Source organism: Robertmurraya sp., assembly GCF_036676585.1.
Lineage (GTDB): Bacteria > Bacillota > Bacilli > Bacillales > Cytobacillaceae > Robertmurraya_A.
The window spans coordinates 1-19,018 of the sequence record NZ_JAKFCQ010000058.1; the positions used below are offsets into that span (position 1 = coordinate 1).

18 protein-coding genes are annotated in these 19,018 nt (G+C 40.4%); 16 read left to right on the forward strand and 2 right to left on the reverse strand.

Features of this window, described 5'->3' with window-relative positions; translation table 11 throughout:
• The 9 genes from ACGLXV_RS07740 to ACGLXV_RS07780 all read left to right on the forward strand — a co-directional run.
• The coding region (locus ACGLXV_RS07740) for a FecCD family ABC transporter permease (protein WP_391558175.1) at positions 1-879 on the forward strand (879 nt) is incomplete at its 5' end.
• A gap of 1 nt (position 880) precedes the next feature.
• A complete protein-coding gene (locus tag ACGLXV_RS07745; RefSeq protein ID WP_391558177.1) occupies positions 881-2,359 on the forward strand; it encodes an adenosylcobinamide amidohydrolase in 1,479 nt (492 codons plus the stop codon).
• Between the two features lie 32 nt (positions 2,360-2,391).
• Positions 2,392-3,183 carry an adenosylcobinamide-GDP ribazoletransferase gene (gene cobS / locus ACGLXV_RS07750; protein WP_391558179.1) on the forward strand — a complete coding sequence of 264 codons (792 nt, stop codon included), beginning with the start codon at positions 2,392-2,394 and terminating at the stop codon, positions 3,181-3,183.
• A complete protein-coding gene (locus tag ACGLXV_RS07755) occupies positions 3,132-3,728 on the forward strand; it encodes a histidine phosphatase family protein (RefSeq protein ID WP_391558181.1) in 597 nt (198 codons plus the stop codon). The genes cobS and ACGLXV_RS07755 overlap by 52 nt, the downstream gene beginning before the upstream one ends.
• Before the next feature lie 16 nt (positions 3,729-3,744).
• Complete coding sequence (locus ACGLXV_RS07760) at positions 3,745-4,308, forward strand: cob(I)yrinic acid a,c-diamide adenosyltransferase (RefSeq protein WP_391558182.1); 564 nt, start codon at positions 3,745-3,747, stop codon at positions 4,306-4,308.
• A 26-nt stretch (positions 4,309-4,334) separates the two neighbouring features.
• The gene (locus ACGLXV_RS07765) at positions 4,335-4,718 is read left to right on the forward strand and encodes a VOC family protein (protein WP_391558183.1); all 384 of its coding nucleotides are present in this window, start codon (positions 4,335-4,337) and stop codon (positions 4,716-4,718) included.
• Between the two features lie 124 nt (positions 4,719-4,842).
• Positions 4,843-5,931 carry a D-alanyl-D-alanine carboxypeptidase family protein gene (locus ACGLXV_RS07770; protein WP_391558184.1) on the forward strand — a complete coding sequence of 363 codons (1,089 nt, stop codon included), beginning with the start codon at positions 4,843-4,845 and terminating at the stop codon, positions 5,929-5,931.
• Positions 5,932-6,763: 832 nt separating this feature from the next.
• Complete coding sequence (locus ACGLXV_RS07775; protein ID WP_391558185.1) at positions 6,764-7,837, forward strand: D-alanine--D-alanine ligase; 1,074 nt, start codon at positions 6,764-6,766, stop codon at positions 7,835-7,837.
• A gap of 242 nt (positions 7,838-8,079) precedes the next feature.
• Complete coding sequence (locus ACGLXV_RS07780) at positions 8,080-9,456, forward strand: UDP-N-acetylmuramoyl-tripeptide--D-alanyl-D-alanine ligase (protein ID WP_391558186.1); 1,377 nt, start codon at positions 8,080-8,082, stop codon at positions 9,454-9,456.
• Between the two features lie 42 nt (positions 9,457-9,498).
• On the opposite strand, the gene ACGLXV_RS07785 is transcribed toward ACGLXV_RS07780, so the two are convergent.
• Positions 9,499-10,332, reverse strand: coding sequence for a Cof-type HAD-IIB family hydrolase (locus ACGLXV_RS07785; RefSeq protein ID WP_391558187.1), 834 nt, complete (start codon positions 10,330-10,332; stop codon positions 9,499-9,501).
• A 218-nt stretch (positions 10,333-10,550) separates the two neighbouring features.
• Between ACGLXV_RS07785 and ACGLXV_RS07790 the strand changes: the two genes are divergently transcribed.
• The 5 genes from ACGLXV_RS07790 to ACGLXV_RS07810 all read left to right on the forward strand — a co-directional run bounded on the left by ACGLXV_RS07790 (position 10,551) and on the right by ACGLXV_RS07810 (position 16,505).
• Positions 10,551-11,243: an alpha/beta hydrolase gene (locus ACGLXV_RS07790; protein WP_391558188.1), complete on the forward strand. Its 693-nt coding sequence runs from the start codon at positions 10,551-10,553 to the stop codon at positions 11,241-11,243.
• Between the two features lie 343 nt (positions 11,244-11,586).
• Positions 11,587-13,077, forward strand: coding sequence for a degradosome RNA helicase CshA (gene cshA, locus ACGLXV_RS07795; RefSeq protein ID WP_119706354.1), 1,491 nt, complete (start codon positions 11,587-11,589; stop codon positions 13,075-13,077).
• A 461-nt stretch (positions 13,078-13,538) separates the two neighbouring features.
• Positions 13,539-14,498, forward strand: a complete 960-nt coding sequence (uvsE, locus tag ACGLXV_RS07800; protein WP_119706355.1) for a UV DNA damage repair endonuclease UvsE — start codon at positions 13,539-13,541, stop codon at positions 14,496-14,498.
• A gap of 74 nt (positions 14,499-14,572) precedes the next feature.
• Positions 14,573-15,049, forward strand: a complete 477-nt coding sequence (locus tag ACGLXV_RS07805) for a PH domain-containing protein (protein WP_391558189.1) — start codon at positions 14,573-14,575, stop codon at positions 15,047-15,049.
• Positions 15,042-16,505: a PH domain-containing protein gene (locus tag ACGLXV_RS07810; RefSeq protein ID WP_391558190.1), complete on the forward strand. Its 1,464-nt coding sequence runs from the start codon at positions 15,042-15,044 to the stop codon at positions 16,503-16,505. The genes ACGLXV_RS07805 and ACGLXV_RS07810 overlap by 8 nt, the downstream gene beginning before the upstream one ends.
• 8 nt (positions 16,506-16,513) lie before the next feature.
• On the opposite strand, the gene ACGLXV_RS07815 is transcribed toward ACGLXV_RS07810, so the two are convergent.
• The gene (locus ACGLXV_RS07815; RefSeq protein ID WP_391558191.1) at positions 16,514-17,236 is read right to left on the reverse strand and encodes a rhomboid family intramembrane serine protease; all 723 of its coding nucleotides are present in this window, start codon (positions 17,234-17,236) and stop codon (positions 16,514-16,516) included.
• A 122-nt stretch (positions 17,237-17,358) separates the two neighbouring features.
• On the opposite strand from ACGLXV_RS07815, the gene acpS reads away from it, so the two are divergent.
• Positions 17,359-17,715: a holo-ACP synthase gene (gene acpS / locus ACGLXV_RS07820; RefSeq protein ID WP_119706359.1), complete on the forward strand. Its 357-nt coding sequence runs from the start codon at positions 17,359-17,361 to the stop codon at positions 17,713-17,715.
• 172 nt (positions 17,716-17,887) lie between these two features.
• Complete coding sequence (locus ACGLXV_RS07825; RefSeq protein WP_119706360.1) at positions 17,888-18,904, forward strand: LolA family protein; 1,017 nt, start codon at positions 17,888-17,890, stop codon at positions 18,902-18,904.
• Positions 18,905-19,018: the final 114 nt, after the last annotated feature.

Genomic DNA, 19,018 nt, shown 5'->3' on the forward strand with positions numbered 1-19,018 from the left:
ATTGACCAAATGCATGTAAATATCGTTTCGAATATTCGCCTGCCAAGAGTTATCTTAGCAGGACTTGTTGGAGCGGCTCTAGCTATTGCTGGAGCTGCCTTTCAAGGTTTACTTAGAAATCCACTTGCAGATCCCTATACATTAGGAGTTTCCTCTGGTGCTTCAGTTGGAGCAGTTGTTACCTTGTTTTTTCAGTTGTCGCTTCCGGTCATTGGGGCATTCACACTTCCTGTTCTCAGCATATTGTTTTCTTTTATAACTATTTTTCTTGTATTAGGTTTTGCGCAAAAAATAGAGCGCTCCATGAGAGTGGAGACGATTATCTTAACGGGAATCATTTTTAGTTCCTTTCTCGGAGCCCTTATCTCCTTAATGATTGCCTTAACAGGTGAAGAGTTACGTCAGATTATTGGATGGTTACTGGGAAGCGTTTCCATGAGAGGGTGGGTATATATAAAAATTATTCTCCCATTCTTCCTTATAGGATCAGCCATCTTAATTTTTAACGGTAAAGAATTAAATGCCATGTCGTTTGGAGAGGAAAGAGCTCATCATCTTGGAGTGAATGTCCAACGAAGAAAACATATTATTTTAATGGCGGGGTCCATGTTAACCGGCAGTGCAGTAGCTGTTTCAGGTACGATTGGTTTTGTTGGATTGGTTATTCCACATTTAGCGAGAATGCTTTGGGGGCCAGATCATAAACATCTACTTCCGTTATCGATTCTGACTGGTAGTGCCTTTTTAATTTTAGCTGACTTGGTGTCAAGGACCATCATTGCTCCTATTGAGCTTCCAATTGGGGTGATAACCGCTCTGATCGGGGCACCTGTCTTTGCTGTGATCCTACTAAAAACAAGAGCAGAAAGAAGTGGTTAGCATGCTTCACGTTCAGCATGTCAGTGGCGGATACGCTGGTAATTCTATCGTAAAGGATATTTCCTTTGAAGTGAAAAAAGGCGAAATGCTCGGTATTCTTGGGCCGAATGGTAGCGGTAAGACAACGCTTCTAAAAATGATTAGTGGAATTTTGCCTGCTTCTGAAGGAACCATTTCCATTGATGGAAATAAGCTTTCCGATTATTCTCCCAAGGAACTAGCTAAGTTGATTGCGGTGCTGCCTCAGCATGCGGCAGATCCATTTTCGTACACGGTTAAAGAAACGGTATCGCTTGGGCGTTATGCCCATCAAAGAGGCTGGTTTCATAGCTGGAGCCCAGAAGATGAGGAAACGGTTCTACGAGTCATGGAGCAAACGGGAACATGGAGCCTTCAACACCGAAATATTCAAGATCTATCTGGTGGAGAGAGACAAAGGGTTTATTTAGCTCAGGCACTCGCTCAGGAACCACGTATCCTTCTTCTTGATGAACCGACCAACCACTTAGATTTAAGCTATCAAAAAGAGTTGTTTGATTTGTTAAAAAAGTGGTCAAAGGAATGTGAACTAATGGTCGTTTCCATTTTCCATGATCTAAATTTAGCGGGTTTATACTGTGACAGACTTCTGCTCCTTCATGAGGGGAAGATTGTGATAGAAGATACTCCGAACGAAGTGTTGAAACAAGATCGAATTCAAAACGTATACCATACGAAAATTGCCAAGCAGCCTCATCCAAAGGTTCCAGTTCCACAAATGGTGCTGTTACCAGAGTGGGAAAATGACCAGATAGAAGAGATATATCAAATTGATCCATCAGTGATTCATGCTTCATCAGAAAGAATTGTAGTAAAAACGGAGCAACCATTAAAAACGATGAGCTCTGGAGTGATTGGTTCTGGAACGGGCTGGTACCAGAACTTTGTTAATCGCCATGTAGACAAAAACTATAATTATAGTGACCATAAACAAGAAATGGCCAACTATTTAGAAAGAAATGGCTTCATTCCTGGGGAAACGGTTGGAATGATGACTGCTGTTAAGCTTGAAGATGTCTCATATAAGCTTTATGTTGATGGCCATGTATCCGTTTTTGTAGTCGTGACTGCTGGTGTTGGAAATGCAATAGACGCCTCCGTTATGGATCGAGATGTGTATGAATATACGCCAGGGACCATCAATACTTGGATCTTTGTGAATGGTGAATTGTCTGAAGAAGCATTTATTCAATCAATCATGACAGCAACAGAAGTAAAAGTGAAGGTGTTGCAAAATGAAGAGGTGCTTGACTTAAACACCGGGACACTTGCAACAGGTACATCTACGGACAGCATCTTAATTGCAGCTACCCAAAAGGGAACGTCGATTGAGTATGCAGGTTCCTTTACTCAACTGGGTAGATTAATTAGCAGAAGCGTTTATGAATGTACAACGGAAGCGATTCGGAAATCTAGAATGAGAAAAGAAGGCATGAGTTAAATTCATTCAAAACTGTTCCTGGAGGAAGAGCTGTGAAAACGGTCCGTGCATTTCTATTAAACTTACAATTTTTTACATCTATTCCTGTTAAGATGAACTTGCCAATGGATGCCGCGCATATGAAACGTGCTGTTGGCATGTTCCCGTTATTAGGAATTTTACAAGGAAGCATGTATTCGGTCCTTCTTTTCACCTTAGTAGAGTGGACCCCATTATCGACAGTCTCTATTGCTTTTATTCTATGGTTGGCGTGGATCTTCTTTACAGGAGGTCTTCACCTAGACGGTTGGATGGATGCAAGCGATGCTTTCTTTTCATACCGGGACAAGGAAAAACGATTAGAAATTATGAGCGATCCCCGAACAGGAGCATTTGGTGTGTTATCTGCTATTGTGCTGTTAAGTGGTCGCTATTTGTTTTTATATGAAATCATCCATTTGGTTCATTCATACACTTATATAGTTATACTGTTCATTCCTTTTTTGAGTAGGGGAGTGATTGGTGCGTTATTGGTACTTGCTCCACTTGCAAAGAATGAGGGACTTGCAGCCTTTTTCAGAGAACGATTGAGTAAGATTTCTTTACTCAGTTATCCTTTCTATTGTATGGTCGTGTTAATAGGATTAAGCCTTTTCTTACCAGCGCTTACTCCCGTGTTCCTCTTGTTATTAGCAAGTGCTTTGTTATGTTTTTTATTTATCCAAAAAAAATCAGTGCACTGGTTTGGCGGAATAACCGGGGATGTGTTGGGAGCATCTGCAGAAGGGACGGAATGGCTGCTATGGATGATTGTGTGGTTATGGCATTATGTAGGCATGGCTTAACAGAAGCAAATAAAAAAAGAGCCTATTTAGGGTGGACGGATTCCCCTTTATGCCATCAACCCTCACCACTACCAACGACTTATGAAGGGTATTTTAGTAGTGATTTAGGACGTTGTGTTTCCACGTTACAAGCATTCTTTCCTAAGGTAGGACCGATTCAAATGAGTGAGCTAAGAGAGATGCATTTTGGTGACTTTGAGGGATGCACCTTTGACGAATTAAAGGATAATGAAGAGTATAATCAATGGCTCGATCATTACAAAGAACAAGCCACACCTAATGGCGAAAGCTTTCAACAATTTGTAAGAAGAATTGATATGGGCTGGAACAAGATGATTAGGGAAGTGAAAAATAATCATTGGAAGCGTTCGTTTGTTGTCACTCATGCAGGTGTCATAAGGCATTTATTAGCTAGGTTTTCACCAGAAGAACGAGCATACTGGGACTGGAAAGTGTCACATGATTTTTATTACGAATTACTATTTTCGAAAAAAGCTTTTGAAAAGGGAGAACGAGCCTTTTCACTAAAGAAAGTATCTATTTAAAGGGGATGTTGACCACATGAAAATATATACAAAGACGGGAGACAAGGGGCAAACAAGTATCATTGGTGGAAGAGTAGATAAGGATGATATCCGAGTGGAGGCGTATGGAACGATTGATGAAGTAAATAGCTTCGTTGGACAAGCGGCTGCGGATCTCAATGAGGATGTTTTTGCTGATGTGCTTGCAGACTTGGAGAAGATTCAGCATGAGTTATTTGACTGCGGCGGAGATTTAGCCAATGTAACAGCTAAACGTGTTCCGAAGCTTAACGATGAAGCTGTTCAGTACTTAGAGCAAAGAATTGATGTGTATACGGAGGAAGCGCCACCGCTTGAACGCTTTATTTTACCAGGAGGAACAAAGGCTTCTGCTACTATTCATATTGCTCGTACCGTTGCTCGTCGCGCTGAACGTCAAATAGTCAGTTTAGCAAAGGCCGATTCGACGACCCCAAGTGTATGCTTACAGTATGTAAACCGCCTTTCTGATTACTTTTTTGCTTTGGCGAGAGTAATAAATTTCCGTTTAGGTGTCAAAGATGTGGAATATGTAAGAAGTGCGAAGGTGTTTCGAAATTAGATGAAGTAGGGAAGAGGAGATTGTCTATGGAAGTTAAGCTTGGATATGTCATTTTGTACGTGGAAAGCTTAGAAAAAACAAAGCGATTTTATGGTGAACTACTTGGATTAAAGCTTCGAAATGAGTTTGGTTCCTACATTGAATATGAAACGGGCTCAACGATCTTGAGTATGAATACTAGGGCAGGCGGAAGAGAAGTCACTGGGTTGCCTATTCCAGATGGTATTCAAAAGAGTCATACGTTTGAGTTAGGCTTTGTGACGGAGGATGTCGAGGGGCTTGTGGACCGGCTTCGTCAAGCAGGAGTACCTGTCTTACTTGAGCCGACAGAGAAACCATGGGGCCAAAAGGTGGCTTACGTCGAAGATCCAGATGGGCATTATATTGAAATATGCACTCCTATTCCTTAAAAGAGAAATCGATCCTTTTTGTAATGAAGGGTCGATTTTTTTGTGCTTTTTTATTGGATTAAGAATATAAAAACCATCAAACTCAAAAAATAATCCTTGCTACTGATGTTAGAAAGGGGATAGAATGAGACACTTAAAATGGATACTCGTATTTTTCGTACTTATGTCAACGGTGACTGCTGTTCCAACAAAAAGCCATGCCATTGCTGCAAAAGGGGCTATATTAATGGAGCAAGAATCAGGACGAGTATTATTTGAAAGAGATGCTCACACGCCAATGCGTATTGCAAGTATCACGAAGATTATGACTGCTACTTTAGCGATTGAATCTGGGAAAATGAATGAGATGGTGACCATCAGCAAAAAGGCATCTGTCACAGAAGGGTCATCTCTCTATTTAGAACCTGGGGATAAAATAAAACTAGAAGACCTTGTGTATGGGTTAATGCTTCGCTCTGGAAATGATGCAGCAGTGGCCATAGCAGAACATGTGGGTGGAAGCCTTGATCATTTCGTGAAAATGATGAATAAAAAGGCGAAAGAAATTGGCATGACAAAAACGGTGTTTGCTAACCCGCATGGCTTAGATGACCATGAAAATCATTATTCTACGGCCTATGACATGGCCTTGCTCACAAAATATGCCATGAAAAATGAACAGTACCGTAAAATCTCAGGAACAAAAGAATATCATTGCAAAAGTTTAAATCGTTCGATCGGAACATGGTTTAATAAAAATAAGCTTCTTACGATTCTGTACCCATATTCAACGGGCGGAAAAACAGGCTATACCATTCGAGCCAAGCGCACTCTTGTATCAACGGCAGAAAAAGATGGCTTAAAATTGATTGTCGTCACCATCAATGACCGGCAAGACTGGAAAGACCATATGTCCCTGTTTAATATGGCTTTTCAAAAATATGAAAGAGTAGAGGTAGTTAGCCAAGAGAAATTTGCCTCCTTCCAAGGCTCTTACTTAGGTGGGGTTGTACCAGAACATGAAATCGTCTATCCAATGACCAAAGAGGAAAAAGAAAGTCTTCAAGTCCAATTTAAACCATCTAAACAAAAGGACATGCGAAAAGGAAAAGTAGGCGAGCTTAAAGTACTTGTTCTAGGGAAAGAAATTGGAAAGACGGATTTACTCGGAGAAAATCTTCCAAAACCAGAGAATGAAGATGATGACTCCTGGTTGAAAAGACTTTTTCACTAAGTGCTATAAATGAAAGATGCATGGGATTTATGCGTTCTCAGAATAATCACAAAAAGCAGCGAGAAGCTCTTTCTCACTGCTTTTGTCATTTTGTAGAGAAAAGGCTGATTTCCGCTCCAGGCGCTTGCTTTCCGGGGGGCGGGCGGTGAGCCTCCTCATCGCTCTTGCGGGGTCTCACCTGTCCCGCTAGATCCCCCAGGAGTCAAGCGCCTTCCACTCCAATCAGCAGTTTTGACTCTAAACATTGGTTAGGGAAATTTGTTGAATAAGCTTTCCTAAGTCATCTCCAAGCAAGTTACAAAGTGCATGTTTCTAGTTATTGTTAATATTCTAGCAGCAAACGTAATCCTTGCCTTCAAAGGTAATTTTTTTTAGACTTCGTAATGGTATCCCTCGGCTACTATGTTTTTTTCGCATAAGTAAAAACACATTCTATCGTTTCTTTTATTTTCCAGTTGATCATCACCTCGGAATGTTTTAAATGCATCTAATTGATTGGAGCGGAGGGTGGCGACTCCTGCGGGAAAAGCGGGAAAGTCGAGACCCTGGACTGAGCGTAGCGAGGGAAGCGGCTCGGCCCCGCCCGCGGAAAGCGTCCATCCGCAGCGGAAATCTAACTAAACTGTTTTTTGAACTTACTGGTCATAGACAAACTTGATGCGTCTTTTTATTTTGCTAATAGGAATAAGGTTGTGAAGCAAGCTAGTAATGACATAGGTATAGAACGAAGGGCTTAGGGAAAAAAACTACATAAATGCACAGAAGTACGGTTCCTTTCTTAAAATAGATAGTGGTAAAATAGTAAAGGCAATGACTATATGGAGGTACGTTTATGAAAACGAAGTTAGGGTTATTATACGGTGGAAAATCTGCTGAACATAAAGTGTCGTTACAAACCGCATTAGCAGTAATTAATGCACTTGATCATAGCAAGTTTGAAATACATCCTATTTATATAACGGAAGAAGGCAGCTGGGTAAGTGGGGGTCTGTTAACTGGTCCGGTTGAAACGGTAAAAGAATTAATTTTTACAGAAGGTGATGCACTCCCACCAACTTCTTTAACACCTGCGTTATCAAGCAAGGGGGAAGAAGCTGGCTATGATGTTATTTTCCCACTACTTCACGGTCCGAACGGAGAAGATGGAACCGTACAAGGATTGCTAGAACTGTTAAACCTTCCGTATGTCGGAAATGGTGTTCTCTCTTCTTCTGTAGGAATGGATAAGGTATTAATGAAAAATGTATTTGCGCAAGCTGGTTTGCCACAGGTGAACTATGTATCCTTTATCCGCAGCAGTTTTGAACAAAATACAGAAGAGGCTTATAATCAGGTAGAAGCAGAGCTTGGTTATCCTTGCTTTGTTAAACCAGCAAACCTTGGATCAAGCGTTGGAATTAGCAAATGTTCAAACCGTGAGGAACTTGCGGAAGCATGCAAAGAAGCATTCCAATTTGATCGTAAAATTATTATTGAACAAGGTGTGACGGCAAGAGAAGTTGAAATTGCTGTATTAGGAAATGATTATCCTGAATGCTCAGTTGCAGGAGAAATTGTACCTAAGGTTGAATTTTACGATTATAAAGCAAAATATGAAGACGGAAATACAGCTTTAATCATTCCGGCTGAAATTAGCGAGGAAGAGTACAGCCAGTTGAAGGAATTGGCAATAAAAGCTTTCAAAGCACTGGATTGCTCAGGATTAGTCCGTGCCGATTTCTTCTTAACAAAAGACGGGAAGGCATATATTAATGAAGTTAATACCATGCCAGGATTCACACCGTTTAGCATGTTCCCGCTTCTGTGGAAGCATACTGGCGTAGAATATCCAAAGTTAATTGAAAAGCTAGTGGAACTTGCCAAAGAGCGTCACGCAGAAAAGCAAAAAATTAAGTATACGTTTTAATGGAGGCACGGCAAGTAATTGCCGTGTTTTCCTTCAAAAGATAAGAAAGTATATGATTTTCTACTTTGAGAAATGTCTAGCTCCAGCGCCCTAGCGCTTAGTGTCCTTTGCTCTCCGCCCTACGATAAGTCAGGCACGAATGCGCCTCTGGCTCTTCGTGTTTCCTTTATCTCAGTTGGAGCGCTTCAGGCCTGTCGTGCGCTTACCAGGGCGCTTGCGCTTTTCTTATAGGAGGTATGAGAGTGATAAAAAGAACCATAAAAAAACTAACGGAAATGATGACTATCATAAATGAAGTTGATCAGTTTGAACAGGTAGAGATTTCTGGAGTCTCCATTGATTCTAGGAAGATTGATAAGGGGAATTTATTTGTCCCTTTTAAAGGAGCCAATTCGGATGGGCACCATTTTGTAGAAGCGGCTATTCAAGATGGTGCGGCTGCAGCACTATGGCAAAAGGATGTGCCTAACCCGCCTGTTGGACTTCCGATCCTAATTGTTGAAAATACGTTAGAGGCATTACAGCAGCTTTCACGTAGTTATCGAAATGAGCTCAATGTTAAAGTAGTAGGAATAACAGGTAGTAATGGGAAAACGACAACGAAGGATATGACGGCGAACCTTCTTTCTCTTTCGTATAAAGTTCAAAAGACGGAAGGAAATTTTAATAATCATATTGGCTTGCCTTTAACGTTGTTAAGATTAGAAGAGGACACGGATATTGCGGTAGTTGAAATGGGAATGAGTGCACTAGGGGAAATTGAGTTTTTATCAAAGCTAGCTAAGCCAGATGTTGTTATCGTAACAAATATCGGAGAATCCCATTTACAGGACTTAGGTAGCAGAGAAAATATTGCAAAAGCTAAGCTTGAGATCGTTTCAGGAATCAATGAAAATGGCTTGATTGTTTATAACGGAGACGAGCCACTTCTTCGTAAAGGTATATCAGATTATGAGGGAAGTGCTGAGCTTCAAACATTTGGTCGTTCTAGTGAAAATACCTTATACCCTGTATCAATAGTCCAAAAGGATGACGGCAGTACGTTTACGATCAATAAGGGTGATGGGGAGTTTCACTTACCGGTTCTTGGTACCCATAATATTTTAAATGCTTTAGGTTCCATGCTAATTGCAAACTACTTTGATGTTTCATTTGAAAAGATGAATGAGGGCTTTGCTCACTTGAAACTGACAAGCATGCGAATGGAGCTTGTTCCTGGAATAAAAGGTGAGAAAATCATCAATGACGCTTATAATGCGAGTCCAACATCCATGAGGGCAGCAATCGATCTGGTTACCACTCTTTCTGGTTATGAGAAAAAGATTCTTGTTCTCGGTGACATGCTTGAACTTGGACCAAATGAGGAGAATTTCCATTATGAAATTGGGTCAGGTGTTAATAAGGAAGCGATCGATTATGTATTTACATATGGGAAGCTCGGTCAATTCATAGCAGAGGGAGCTAAATCTGTCCTCCCAGTGGATCGAGTAAAAGCTTATGATAGTAAACCGGAGTTAATCTCTGAACTAAAGAAATATACGGACGATAAGACTCTTTTGCTTGTGAAAGCATCAAGAGGAATGCGTCTGGAAGAAGTAGTTCATGAGTTGCAGAAATAAATAGAACAAACGTCCCGGGAGAAGTTCCGGGACGTTTGTTTTTTACTTAGTTGCTACCTTTACTTTCGAAAGGATAAAATCCTCAACCACTTTAGCAACACCATCATTATTATTAGTTTCTGTTACGTGATTAGCGATTTCTTTGATCGCGTCGGGTGCGTTCCCCATTGCGACGCCAAGACCTGCAAATTCAATCATGGTAATGTCATTGTAACTATCACCGATCGCAATCACTTCTTCAGCCTTTATGCCAAGCTTTTGAGTTAATTGATGTAGGCTTGTCCCTTTTGTCACGTTCAGAGCGGTGAATTCTAAGAAGAAAGGCTTCGAACGGAACACACTTACTTCCTTTCCTACTTCTTTAACAAGTGTTTGTTCAACATTTACAAGAATATCTGGATGTGCAAGCATCATTGCTTTTACAACAGGCTCTGTAATCGTTGCTTTAAATTGATCAACGATTTGCATAGGAAGTCCGGTAATCGTTGCTTCAATATCCGCATACTCGTTAGGCTCTTCGATGACAATGGATTCATCTTTATAAGATAAAATAGCCACACCTTCACGTTTACTCAAGTCGTATAAACGATGAGCCATTTCACTGGAGATCGTAGAATTAAAAATTTCTTCATTCGTTTTAGCGTTTATAATTTTTGAGCCGTTAAAGGAAAGTATATAGCTTCCGTATTGATCTAGCTGTAAATCCTTCGCAATGGAAACCATCCCGAATGTTGGTCGGCCAGAAGCCAGAACCACTTTCACACCAAGCTCTTGCGCTGCCATTAAAGCTTCTTTGTTTCTTTTTGAAAGAGAATGTTCGTCATTGAGCAAAGTATCGTCTAAATCTAACACAATCATTTTGTATGGAAGAGTCATAATAACATCCTTTCTTTAAAGCGTTACTCTATCATCCTACTACATTATGACTCTCACGAATAGCAGAAATCATTGGAGAATAAGTAAAAGAAGTGTCTCAATACCCGTTAATCCTTAGCTCACCCTGAAAAGTGTAAATTTACAATAAATAAACCTTTCATTTACAGAAATAGGGTGTAAAATAGAAATGTAAAGTAATTGGTAAAGGGTGAGAAAAGGTGATTGGTTGTCTATGTATCCATGGTTTTACCGGTGCACCTTTTGAGGTGGAGCCGTTAGTTTTATTTTTACAGAAACATACAGACTGGCGAATGGTTACACCAACTCTTCCTGGACATGGTGAAACACTAAAACTTAAGGGAGTAGCCTACCATGATTGGATTGACCACGCTGAAAGAGAATTAAAGTCTCTTTTAGAAACTTGCGATGAAGTGTATGTGATTGGTTTTTCAATGGGTGGAATGATTGCTAGCTATTTAGCGGTTCATTATCCGGTCGATAAGCTGGTACTATTGAGTGCAGCTGCCTATTATATGAATCCAAAGCAGCTGGCAGTAGATATAAAAGAAATGGTGAAAGATACGTTTAGAGGCGGGTTATTGGAAAATGAAATGTTCCTCCGCTATAAACGAAAAATAAAGGAAACCCCACTAACAGCGACGATGCAATTTAGACAATTGGTATCTACTGTTCGACCGTTGCTACCTGACATTCACATACCAACCTTTATTGCACAAGGGAATGTGGATGGAATTGTACCGCCCAAAAGTGCTCGTTTCCTTTTTGATAGAATCAGTGCGACGGAAAAGAAAATGGTCTTTTATCAGAATGCGAAGCACCTGATTTGCCACTGTCAGGAAAGAAATCAGCTCTTTGAAGAAGTGTTATCGTTTCTTAAAGGGGAGGAATAGGAGGAGACCTATTTCATTGCATTCAGTTCCTTAAGATGGTAAGATAACTTCAAAGTGACAACGAGAAGGATAACTTTCGGACATACTCCACTTGGGGAATGTCTTTTTTCACTTTTATATACTTGTTCACTTTATAGTGATTAAGACGGTTGGGGTGTGTTACCCGACTTATAGATGCTAAATTACCTTATACATAGTGAAACTTCTGATTGCTCTTTTTTTACCTAAAGAGCACTTTTCATAAGATGCCGTATGCAGAGAAAGTTTCACTTCGTCCCCCTTACGACGGGGAAAGTGGACACGGGATAATATTTTTAGTTACAAAAGGAGATTGGTAACATTGATGACAAAGTTTCAAGATTTAGGTATTAGTCCAGCAACGATGAAGTCGTTAAAGAGAATGGGCTTTGAGGAAGCGACTCCTGTACAAGCACAAACCATTCCACTTAGCTTGGAAAACAAAGACTTGATCGGGCAAGCGCAGACTGGAACAGGAAAAACAGCTGCCTTTGGAATTCCTTTAATCGATAAGATTGATGTAAACTCAAATGTGGTTCAAGGAATTGTTATTGCACCAACAAGAGAGCTAGCCATCCAAGTATCTGAAGAGTTATACAAAATTGGCTATGGAAAACGAGCAAGAGTTCTTTCCATTTACGGTGGGCAAGATATCAATAGACAAATTCGCGCTCTGAAAAAATTCCCTCAAATCATTGTAGGTACTCCAGGAAGAGTTCTTGATCACATTAACAGAAAAACGCTTCGCCTTGAAAATGTACATACAGTGATTTTGGATGAGGCAGACGAGATGTTAAACATGGGCTTTATTGAGGATATTGAGTCTATTCTTGCCCAAACTCCAGAGGAGCGTCAAACTCTGTTATTCTCTGCAACGATGCCTGCACCGATTCAACGTATGGCTGAGAAGTTTATGAAGAACCCTGAGATTGTTAAAGTAAAAGCAAAGGAAATGACTGTTCCTGCCATTGAGCAATTTTACGTAGAGGTTCAGGAAAAGAGTAAGTTTGATATTTTAACGCGCCTATTGAATATTCAAGCGCCAGAGCTTGCGATTGTATTCGGTCGTACAAAGCGTAGAGTTGATGAGCTTTCAGAAGCCTTAAATTTACGCGGGTATATGGCTGAAGGAATTCATGGTGATTTAAGCCAAGCGAAACGTATGTCTGTTTTGAAAAAGTTTAAAGAAGGGTCAATTGATGTGCTAGTGGCAACAGATGTTGCTGCCCGTGGACTTGATATTTCGGGTGTTACTCACGTGTACAATTTCGATATTCCACAAGACCCTGAAAGCTATGTACACCGTATTGGTCGTACAGGTCGCGCTGGTAAAACAGGTATGGCAATGACGTTAATTACACCAAGAGAAAAATCATACCTATCAGTGGTAGAAAAAACGATCAAGAGAAAGATGGAGAAAATGGTGCCTCCTACGTTAGATGAGGCATTAGAAGGCCAGCAAAAAGCAGCCATCGAAAAAATTCTTCAATCGATCGAATCTGAGAACTTACAATATTACAAGCAGGCTGCCGATGAGCTTCTAGAGCAACAGGATGCATCCACAATCGTGGCAGCGGTTCTCAAAATGCTAACGAAGGAACCGGATTCAACACCGGTCACGTTAACGGAAGAGAAACCATTACCAATGAAGAAAGATTTCCGTAGCAATGACCGCCGTGGTAAGTACGATTCTAAGAATAGAAGCAAAGGCTCTTACAAACCAAGACAAGGTCAAAGTCAAGGTCATGGAAGTCGCCGTCCCAATCACAGTGGTTCTAACAGAACTGATTCAAGATCGAACAGCTATAATCGTTAAATGTGTTTGAACCCCTAGCCGGAAAGCTAGGGGTTTTTTATATGACGTTTAAGTCAATTGTTTTCCTAGTTTACACGTCAAAAGTGTGTCCTTATGACGTGAACGCAACTGTTTTTCCGGTCACAGGCGTCATTAGTGTGTCCTTATGACGTGTAAACGCATTCGAATTCCAGCTCACGTGTCATAAACAATTACTTATGACGTGAACGCATCTGTTTTTCCAGTCATAGGCGTCATAAGTGTGTTTTTATGACGTGTAAACGCAACTGAATTCCGACTCACGCGTCATAAAGGTCATTACAGGCTATAATTTCTAAATTGACTTCAAGAAGGCAGACCTCCTGTGAAGATTTGTCTTATGCAAGTCGGGGCTAACCATAGCGACTCCTCTTTATCTCATACATACTAAAGCTGAATTGCCACAAACTATGCAAAAACATGATAACGAAGGTGATCTTAAAATGATTGTTCGACTTGGGTATGTGGCAATGAGCGTAGAGCTTCAAAATGCCTCTCCTTCACAAACAATGACCTTTAAGCAATTTTCGCAGATTCCTGATCGGGAAGCGGCTATTCAAAAACTAGAGCGAATAGCGATAAATAATCTAACCAACTGCCTACGACTTCTTAAGCATAATGTAGCAAATGAGATCCATTTCTTTCGCTTTAGTTCCAAACTCATTCCGCTTGCTAATCATGAGGAGTTATCGGACTGGAAGTATATGAGACCATTAAAAGGGATATTGCAAGAAATCGGGCAATATTTACAGGAGCATCCGATAAGAGTTGATTTCCATCCGGATCATTTTGTCCTGCTGAACTCGAAGAGCACCGATATATTAAATAATTCAATAAAGACCCTTGCGATGCATGAAGCATTGCTCAAAGGAATGGGAATTGACCCGGAGCACCGTTGTGTCATGCATGTAGGCGGTGCATACGAGGACAAAGAAAAAGCCCTTGAGCAGTTTATACATAACTGGGCTTATGTCCCTGCTTCCATCCAGCGTATGATTATGTTAGAAAATGATGATACGACCTTTCATCTCGAACATACATTGTACTTATGTGAAAAGTTAGGGATTCCTTTAGTTTTTGACTATCATCACCACTTAGCGAATCACGAAAATCCAGAATGGGAAAAGGAATGGGATCGAGTAGTTTCAACTTGGAGTTTCTCCAAGTTACCGATTAAGATGCATATTTCTAGTCCGAAGTCTGAGAAGGAATATCGTGCCCATGCGGATACAATTGATCGAGAGATGTTCTTGCATTTTTTACATAAAATAAAAGGTTCTGTTGATGAAATTCATTGTATGATTGAAGCGAAAAAAAAGGATGCTGCGCTATTTCAACTAGTGGATGACTTAAAGGAAGAAAAAAGCATAAGCTGGATTGATCAATCAAGTTTTGAAATTTAATAATGAAACTTATTTCCTGCTCAAACCGTATGACAATGAGAAGAGTTAATATGGAGTAGGGGGAACTTGCAAATATGAACGAACCACAGAAACGAATTTCAGACAAGGCCCTTTCAGTGTGGCGCATAACAGGAGCCATTACTTCTGTCATTATTGTGATTCTGGCAGGGGGAGTGATTTGGCTGTCAAATGTATTTTCATGGCCCATTTGGGTTGTAATAGCTGCAGTTGCAGTAATCATTCTGCATGTTTATTTATATGTGTACCTATTTCCTTTATTACGTTGGAAGAGGTGGCGCTATGAGGTAAGAGAGCAGGAAATCGAGCTCCAACAAGGTGTGTTTGTTGTAAAGAGAACGCTTGTTCCGATGATAAGGGTACAACATGTGGATACGAGACAAGGACCTCTTTTAAAAAAATACGGACTTGCTACTGTTGATGTATCTACAGCGGCAACCGTACACGAAATCCCTGCTCTTCCGGTGGAGGAGGCAGAGGAGCTGCGTCAATTTATTTCAAGATTAGCAAGGGTGGCGGATGAAGATGTCTAATTCGAAGCGACTTCATCCAATAGCAGCAGTCACGAATTTTTTCAAACAGCTTAAAGAGCTTATCGTACCGTTTATTGCCTTTTTTGTATTTGGAACAAAAGCATCAGAAGGCGATCTTTGGTTTTTTATGGGGTCTATTTCCATAGTCATTGTGGTACTCGGAATTGGAGTATTAAATTGGCTTCGCTTTTCCTATCGATTGGAAGAGGGGGAGCTTCGCATGGAGTATGGCCCGCTTGTAAGGAAGAAGAGGTATATTCCATTTGATCGTATTCAAAGCCTTGATTTCTCTGAAGGAATCCTTCACCGGCCGTTTGGTCTTGTAAAGGTGAAGGTGGAAACAGCTGGATCCAGTGGTGCAGCAGATGCGGAGGCGGTTTTAACCGCCATAACAAAGGAAGAAGCGAATCGGATTCAAGAAATTATTGCTCAAGCGAAGGGTAAGCTTGTTGAAGAGTCTTTGGATACGGAAGTTGACAACATAGCAGAACGTATGGAAGAAAACGTTATTTATAAAATTACCTCAAAAGAACTTCTTTTGTTAGCTACTACCTCTGGTGGGGTGGGGGTGGTACTTTCGGCCATGGTGGCATTTTTGTCTCAATTAGATGATTTGATCCCTTATGAAAGTGCCTATCGTGAAGTAGAGAGGATGATATCAAATGGTATCGTCGTCGTTGCTGTTCTCGTCTTTCTAGGGTTCTTACTCGCTTGGGTGGTAGCATTAATTGGAACCATGGTGAAATTCGCTCGATTTACGGTTAAGAAAACAGAAAGAGAGATCATTATATCAAGGGGCTTGTTAGAAAAGAGACAAATCACCATTCCGTTGAATCGAATTCAAGCAGTCCGTATTACAGAAAATATTTTAAGACAGCCCTTTGGATTATGTTCGGTTTATATGATCAGTGCAGGTGGTTCTGTAAGAAATACAGAGGGGGCGAAGGTGCTATTATTACCAGCTGTGAAAAAAGGGCAGGTTGCACAAATCCTTCAGGAGCATCTTCCAATTTCAGCTACTACGCAGGAATTTAATAAGCCACCGAAACGATCTCTTCCAAGGTATTTGCTCCGTGGATCATTGATGGTTGTTCCATTGGTGATAGCTGCAATTACCATTTTTAAACTATGGGGCTTACTGTCCATTATACTTTTTGTGTTCTCTAGTGCTTGGTCGTATTTAATATACAAAGATGCGGGATGGAGTATTGAGGGTCAGCAGCTAAATATTCAATATCGAGGGCTTATTAAGCATACGCTATTTATGAAAAAGCATAATGTTCAATCACTGGACTACAAAGAAAGTATTTTTCAAAGAAGAAAGAATCTAGCATCTATGACAAGCCTCATTAAATCGGGGATGGGAGCAATCGGTGGGACGATTGTTGATATTGAAAAGCAGGACGCCAGGGAGATTTATCACTGGTATTCTCATAGCCAAAAAGCGCCTTTTTGAGGCGCTTTTTATCTGCTTAGTAATCCAATTAATGCTAAGAAAATGAGCAAGGCAAGCATAATCGACGTGGGGCTCCATTTTTTGGGACCACCTGAGGAAGTGAGTGTTCTTTTGGTGATTCTCTGAAAAGAGGAGGTAAGCTCTCTTCCGCGATCAATGGCAAAGGAGCCAAGAATAAGTCCTGCAAGAAGACCGAAAATATGAGCCGTCACATTTACGTTTGCGTTAACGAATGTCATGATCACACCTATTACGACAATAGATAACACTACCTGTGTGTTTTCACGAGAAAGCATTTCCTTCCGAAAGAAGATCATGGCTAAATAAATCCCAAACAATCCAAAAATAGCTCCGCTTGACCCGACATGTGTGTAAGTTAATGGTTTTAAAAATAAGGTAGCTATGTTTGCAAGAATTCCTGTTGATAAATAAAGGGTGATAAAGCTTTTTCTTCCGAGGATATGCTCTAGACCCGGACCAAACAACACAAGGGAAAAGCTATTAAATAGAAGATGTGGAAACCCGCTATGAAGGAACATAGGAGTCACTAACCTCCAAAGTTCACCTTCCATAATATAAAGATTCACACCAGCTAACCTTTCAAAAATCAGACCACCTGGAAAGAAGGGGAGAACCATAAGCAGATACAAAACAATATGAATAAAGACAATACCGGTTATAATGGGGTAATAACGGGTAAAATCTTTGAAGCTCTCCGTTCGGATAAACATAAGAACCCTCCAATGTATTCATTTTTACTATCATAACTGTTTCGTATCGATAATACACGTGATTACACTACAGTTTGTACACAATATGCATCGTAATAAATTTTTAGAAGGAGTTGCTACGTTTGATCTCGGGAATAGGTATTGATATCGTCGAGCTTTCTCGAATTGAGGAGCTAAGTAAAAGACAAAGTAGGTTTGTCGATCGAATTTTAACACATAAAGAAAAAGATAAATATCATACATATAACGGCAAAAGGAAAACGGAATACTTAGCCGGGCGATTTGCTGCAAAGGAGGCCTTTTCTAAGGCAGTTGGAACGGGTATTGGTGAATCGTTATCATTTTTAGATATAGAAATTCAGTCGGATGAAAAAGGGCAGCCAATGATTATAAAACCCTTTAGTGAGGGTGTATATCTCTCCATTTCACATAGTAAAGAGTATGCGGTTGCGCAGGTGGTCATTGAAAAAAATAAATAGCTTGTTCCAATCGTTGGACATATTCCCCAAGGTTGTCTCATATATTCATAGTGCAACAGAAGAGCGAGGGATGGCGGCGAGTTTCTTTAACGGTTACTAAACAACCGTAAGAGTTCATATCCTTCCCTCACCCTTCTTACTACGAAGAAATGAAACTAAAGGGGTTGAAGGAATGAGGAAGAAATTATTATTGCTATTCGCCGGGCTAATGGCAGTACTTATGTTAGCCGCCTGTGGATCTAAATCACAAGAGGATGTGGTGAAGGATTTAAGCGGAAAGGTTGAAAGTTTGAAAGGTTATAAGGCGGATGCCACAATGACTTTGCAAATGGGAACTGAGCCTCAAACGTATGATGTGCAAATTTGGCACAAAGCTCCTACTTACTATCGAGTAAATTTAAAGAATGCTCAAAAAGACCAAAGTCAAATGATTTTACGTAATGACGACGGTGTGTTTGTGTTAACACCAGCACTTAACAAGAGCTTCCGCTTCCAAAGCGATTGGCCGGAAAATAGTAGCCAGGCGTATTTGTATGAATCACTCATTGAAGACATTATTGCTGATAAGGAAGCGAAATTTAGTTCGACCAAGGAGCATTATGTATTTGAAACAAAGACTAGATATCAAAACAACAAGATGCTGCCTTACCAAGAAATCACTTTTAAAAAGGATTTAACACCTGTAAGCGTAAAAGTAATGGATCCTGACCGAAAGGCATTAGTAACCGTCGAATTTACAAATGTAAAATTTGATGCAAGCTTTGATGCGAAGGATTTTGATATGGCAAAAAATATGACAGGTGCCCAGCTAGAAGTTCCTGTTATGTCAAATGTTAAAGATGAAGAGTTCACGGTTATGTACCCATCTGAAGAGATTGCTGGTGTGGACTTAATTGAAGAAAAAGAAGTGAAAACAGAGAATGGAAAACGTGTGATTCTAACTTACGATGGTGAAAAGAGCTTTACGCTTGTACAGGAAAAAGCAATTGTCGCTGAAGCATCGGTTGCATCAACGACCGTATCTGGGGAACCGATTGACCTTGGTTTCACGATTGGCGCCTTGTCAGGAAATACGATTTCATGGACGTATCAAGGTGTAGATTACATGCTTGCCTCTAATGACTTATCCGAAGAAGAAATGGCTATGTTAGCTAGATCGGTTGAAGTACAAGCGGATGTAAGTAAATAATCAATCAACAGGCTTCCCTTTGTGAAGCCTGTTCTTTTTGTACGGATAAGAAAGTTGACAATACACGTTAAGGATTCGATAATCGTATGTATATGTAAGACCGGAAGTAGAAGG

Coding starts and splice junctions, on each gene's coding strand:
- ACGLXV_RS07770 (WP_391558184.1), top strand. CDS start 4,843: ATGAGACACTTAAAATGGATACTCGTATTTTTCGTACTTATGTCAACG.
- ACGLXV_RS07765 (WP_391558183.1), top strand. CDS start 4,335: ATGGAAGTTAAGCTTGGATATGTCATTTTGTACGTGGAAAGCTTAGAA.
- ACGLXV_RS07760 (WP_391558182.1), top strand. CDS start 3,745: ATGAAAATATATACAAAGACGGGAGACAAGGGGCAAACAAGTATCATT.
- ACGLXV_RS07755 (WP_391558181.1), top strand. CDS start 3,132: ATGGCTGCTATGGATGATTGTGTGGTTATGGCATTATGTAGGCATGGC.
- ACGLXV_RS07785 (WP_391558187.1), bottom strand. CDS start 10,332: ATGACTCTTCCATACAAAATGATTGTGTTAGATTTAGACGATACTTTG.
- ACGLXV_RS07815 (WP_391558191.1), bottom strand. CDS start 17,236: ATGTTTATCCGAACGGAGAGCTTCAAAGATTTTACCCGTTATTACCCC.
- ACGLXV_RS07805 (WP_391558189.1), top strand. CDS start 14,573: ATGAACGAACCACAGAAACGAATTTCAGACAAGGCCCTTTCAGTGTGG.
- ACGLXV_RS07825 (WP_119706360.1), top strand. CDS start 17,888: ATGAGGAAGAAATTATTATTGCTATTCGCCGGGCTAATGGCAGTACTT.
- ACGLXV_RS07745 (WP_391558177.1), top strand. CDS start 881: ATGCTTCACGTTCAGCATGTCAGTGGCGGATACGCTGGTAATTCTATC.
- cshA (WP_119706354.1), top strand. CDS start 11,587: ATGACAAAGTTTCAAGATTTAGGTATTAGTCCAGCAACGATGAAGTCG.
- ACGLXV_RS07775 (WP_391558185.1), top strand. CDS start 6,764: ATGAAAACGAAGTTAGGGTTATTATACGGTGGAAAATCTGCTGAACAT.
- uvsE (WP_119706355.1), top strand. CDS start 13,539: ATGATTGTTCGACTTGGGTATGTGGCAATGAGCGTAGAGCTTCAAAAT.
- ACGLXV_RS07810 (WP_391558190.1), top strand. CDS start 15,042: ATGTCTAATTCGAAGCGACTTCATCCAATAGCAGCAGTCACGAATTTT.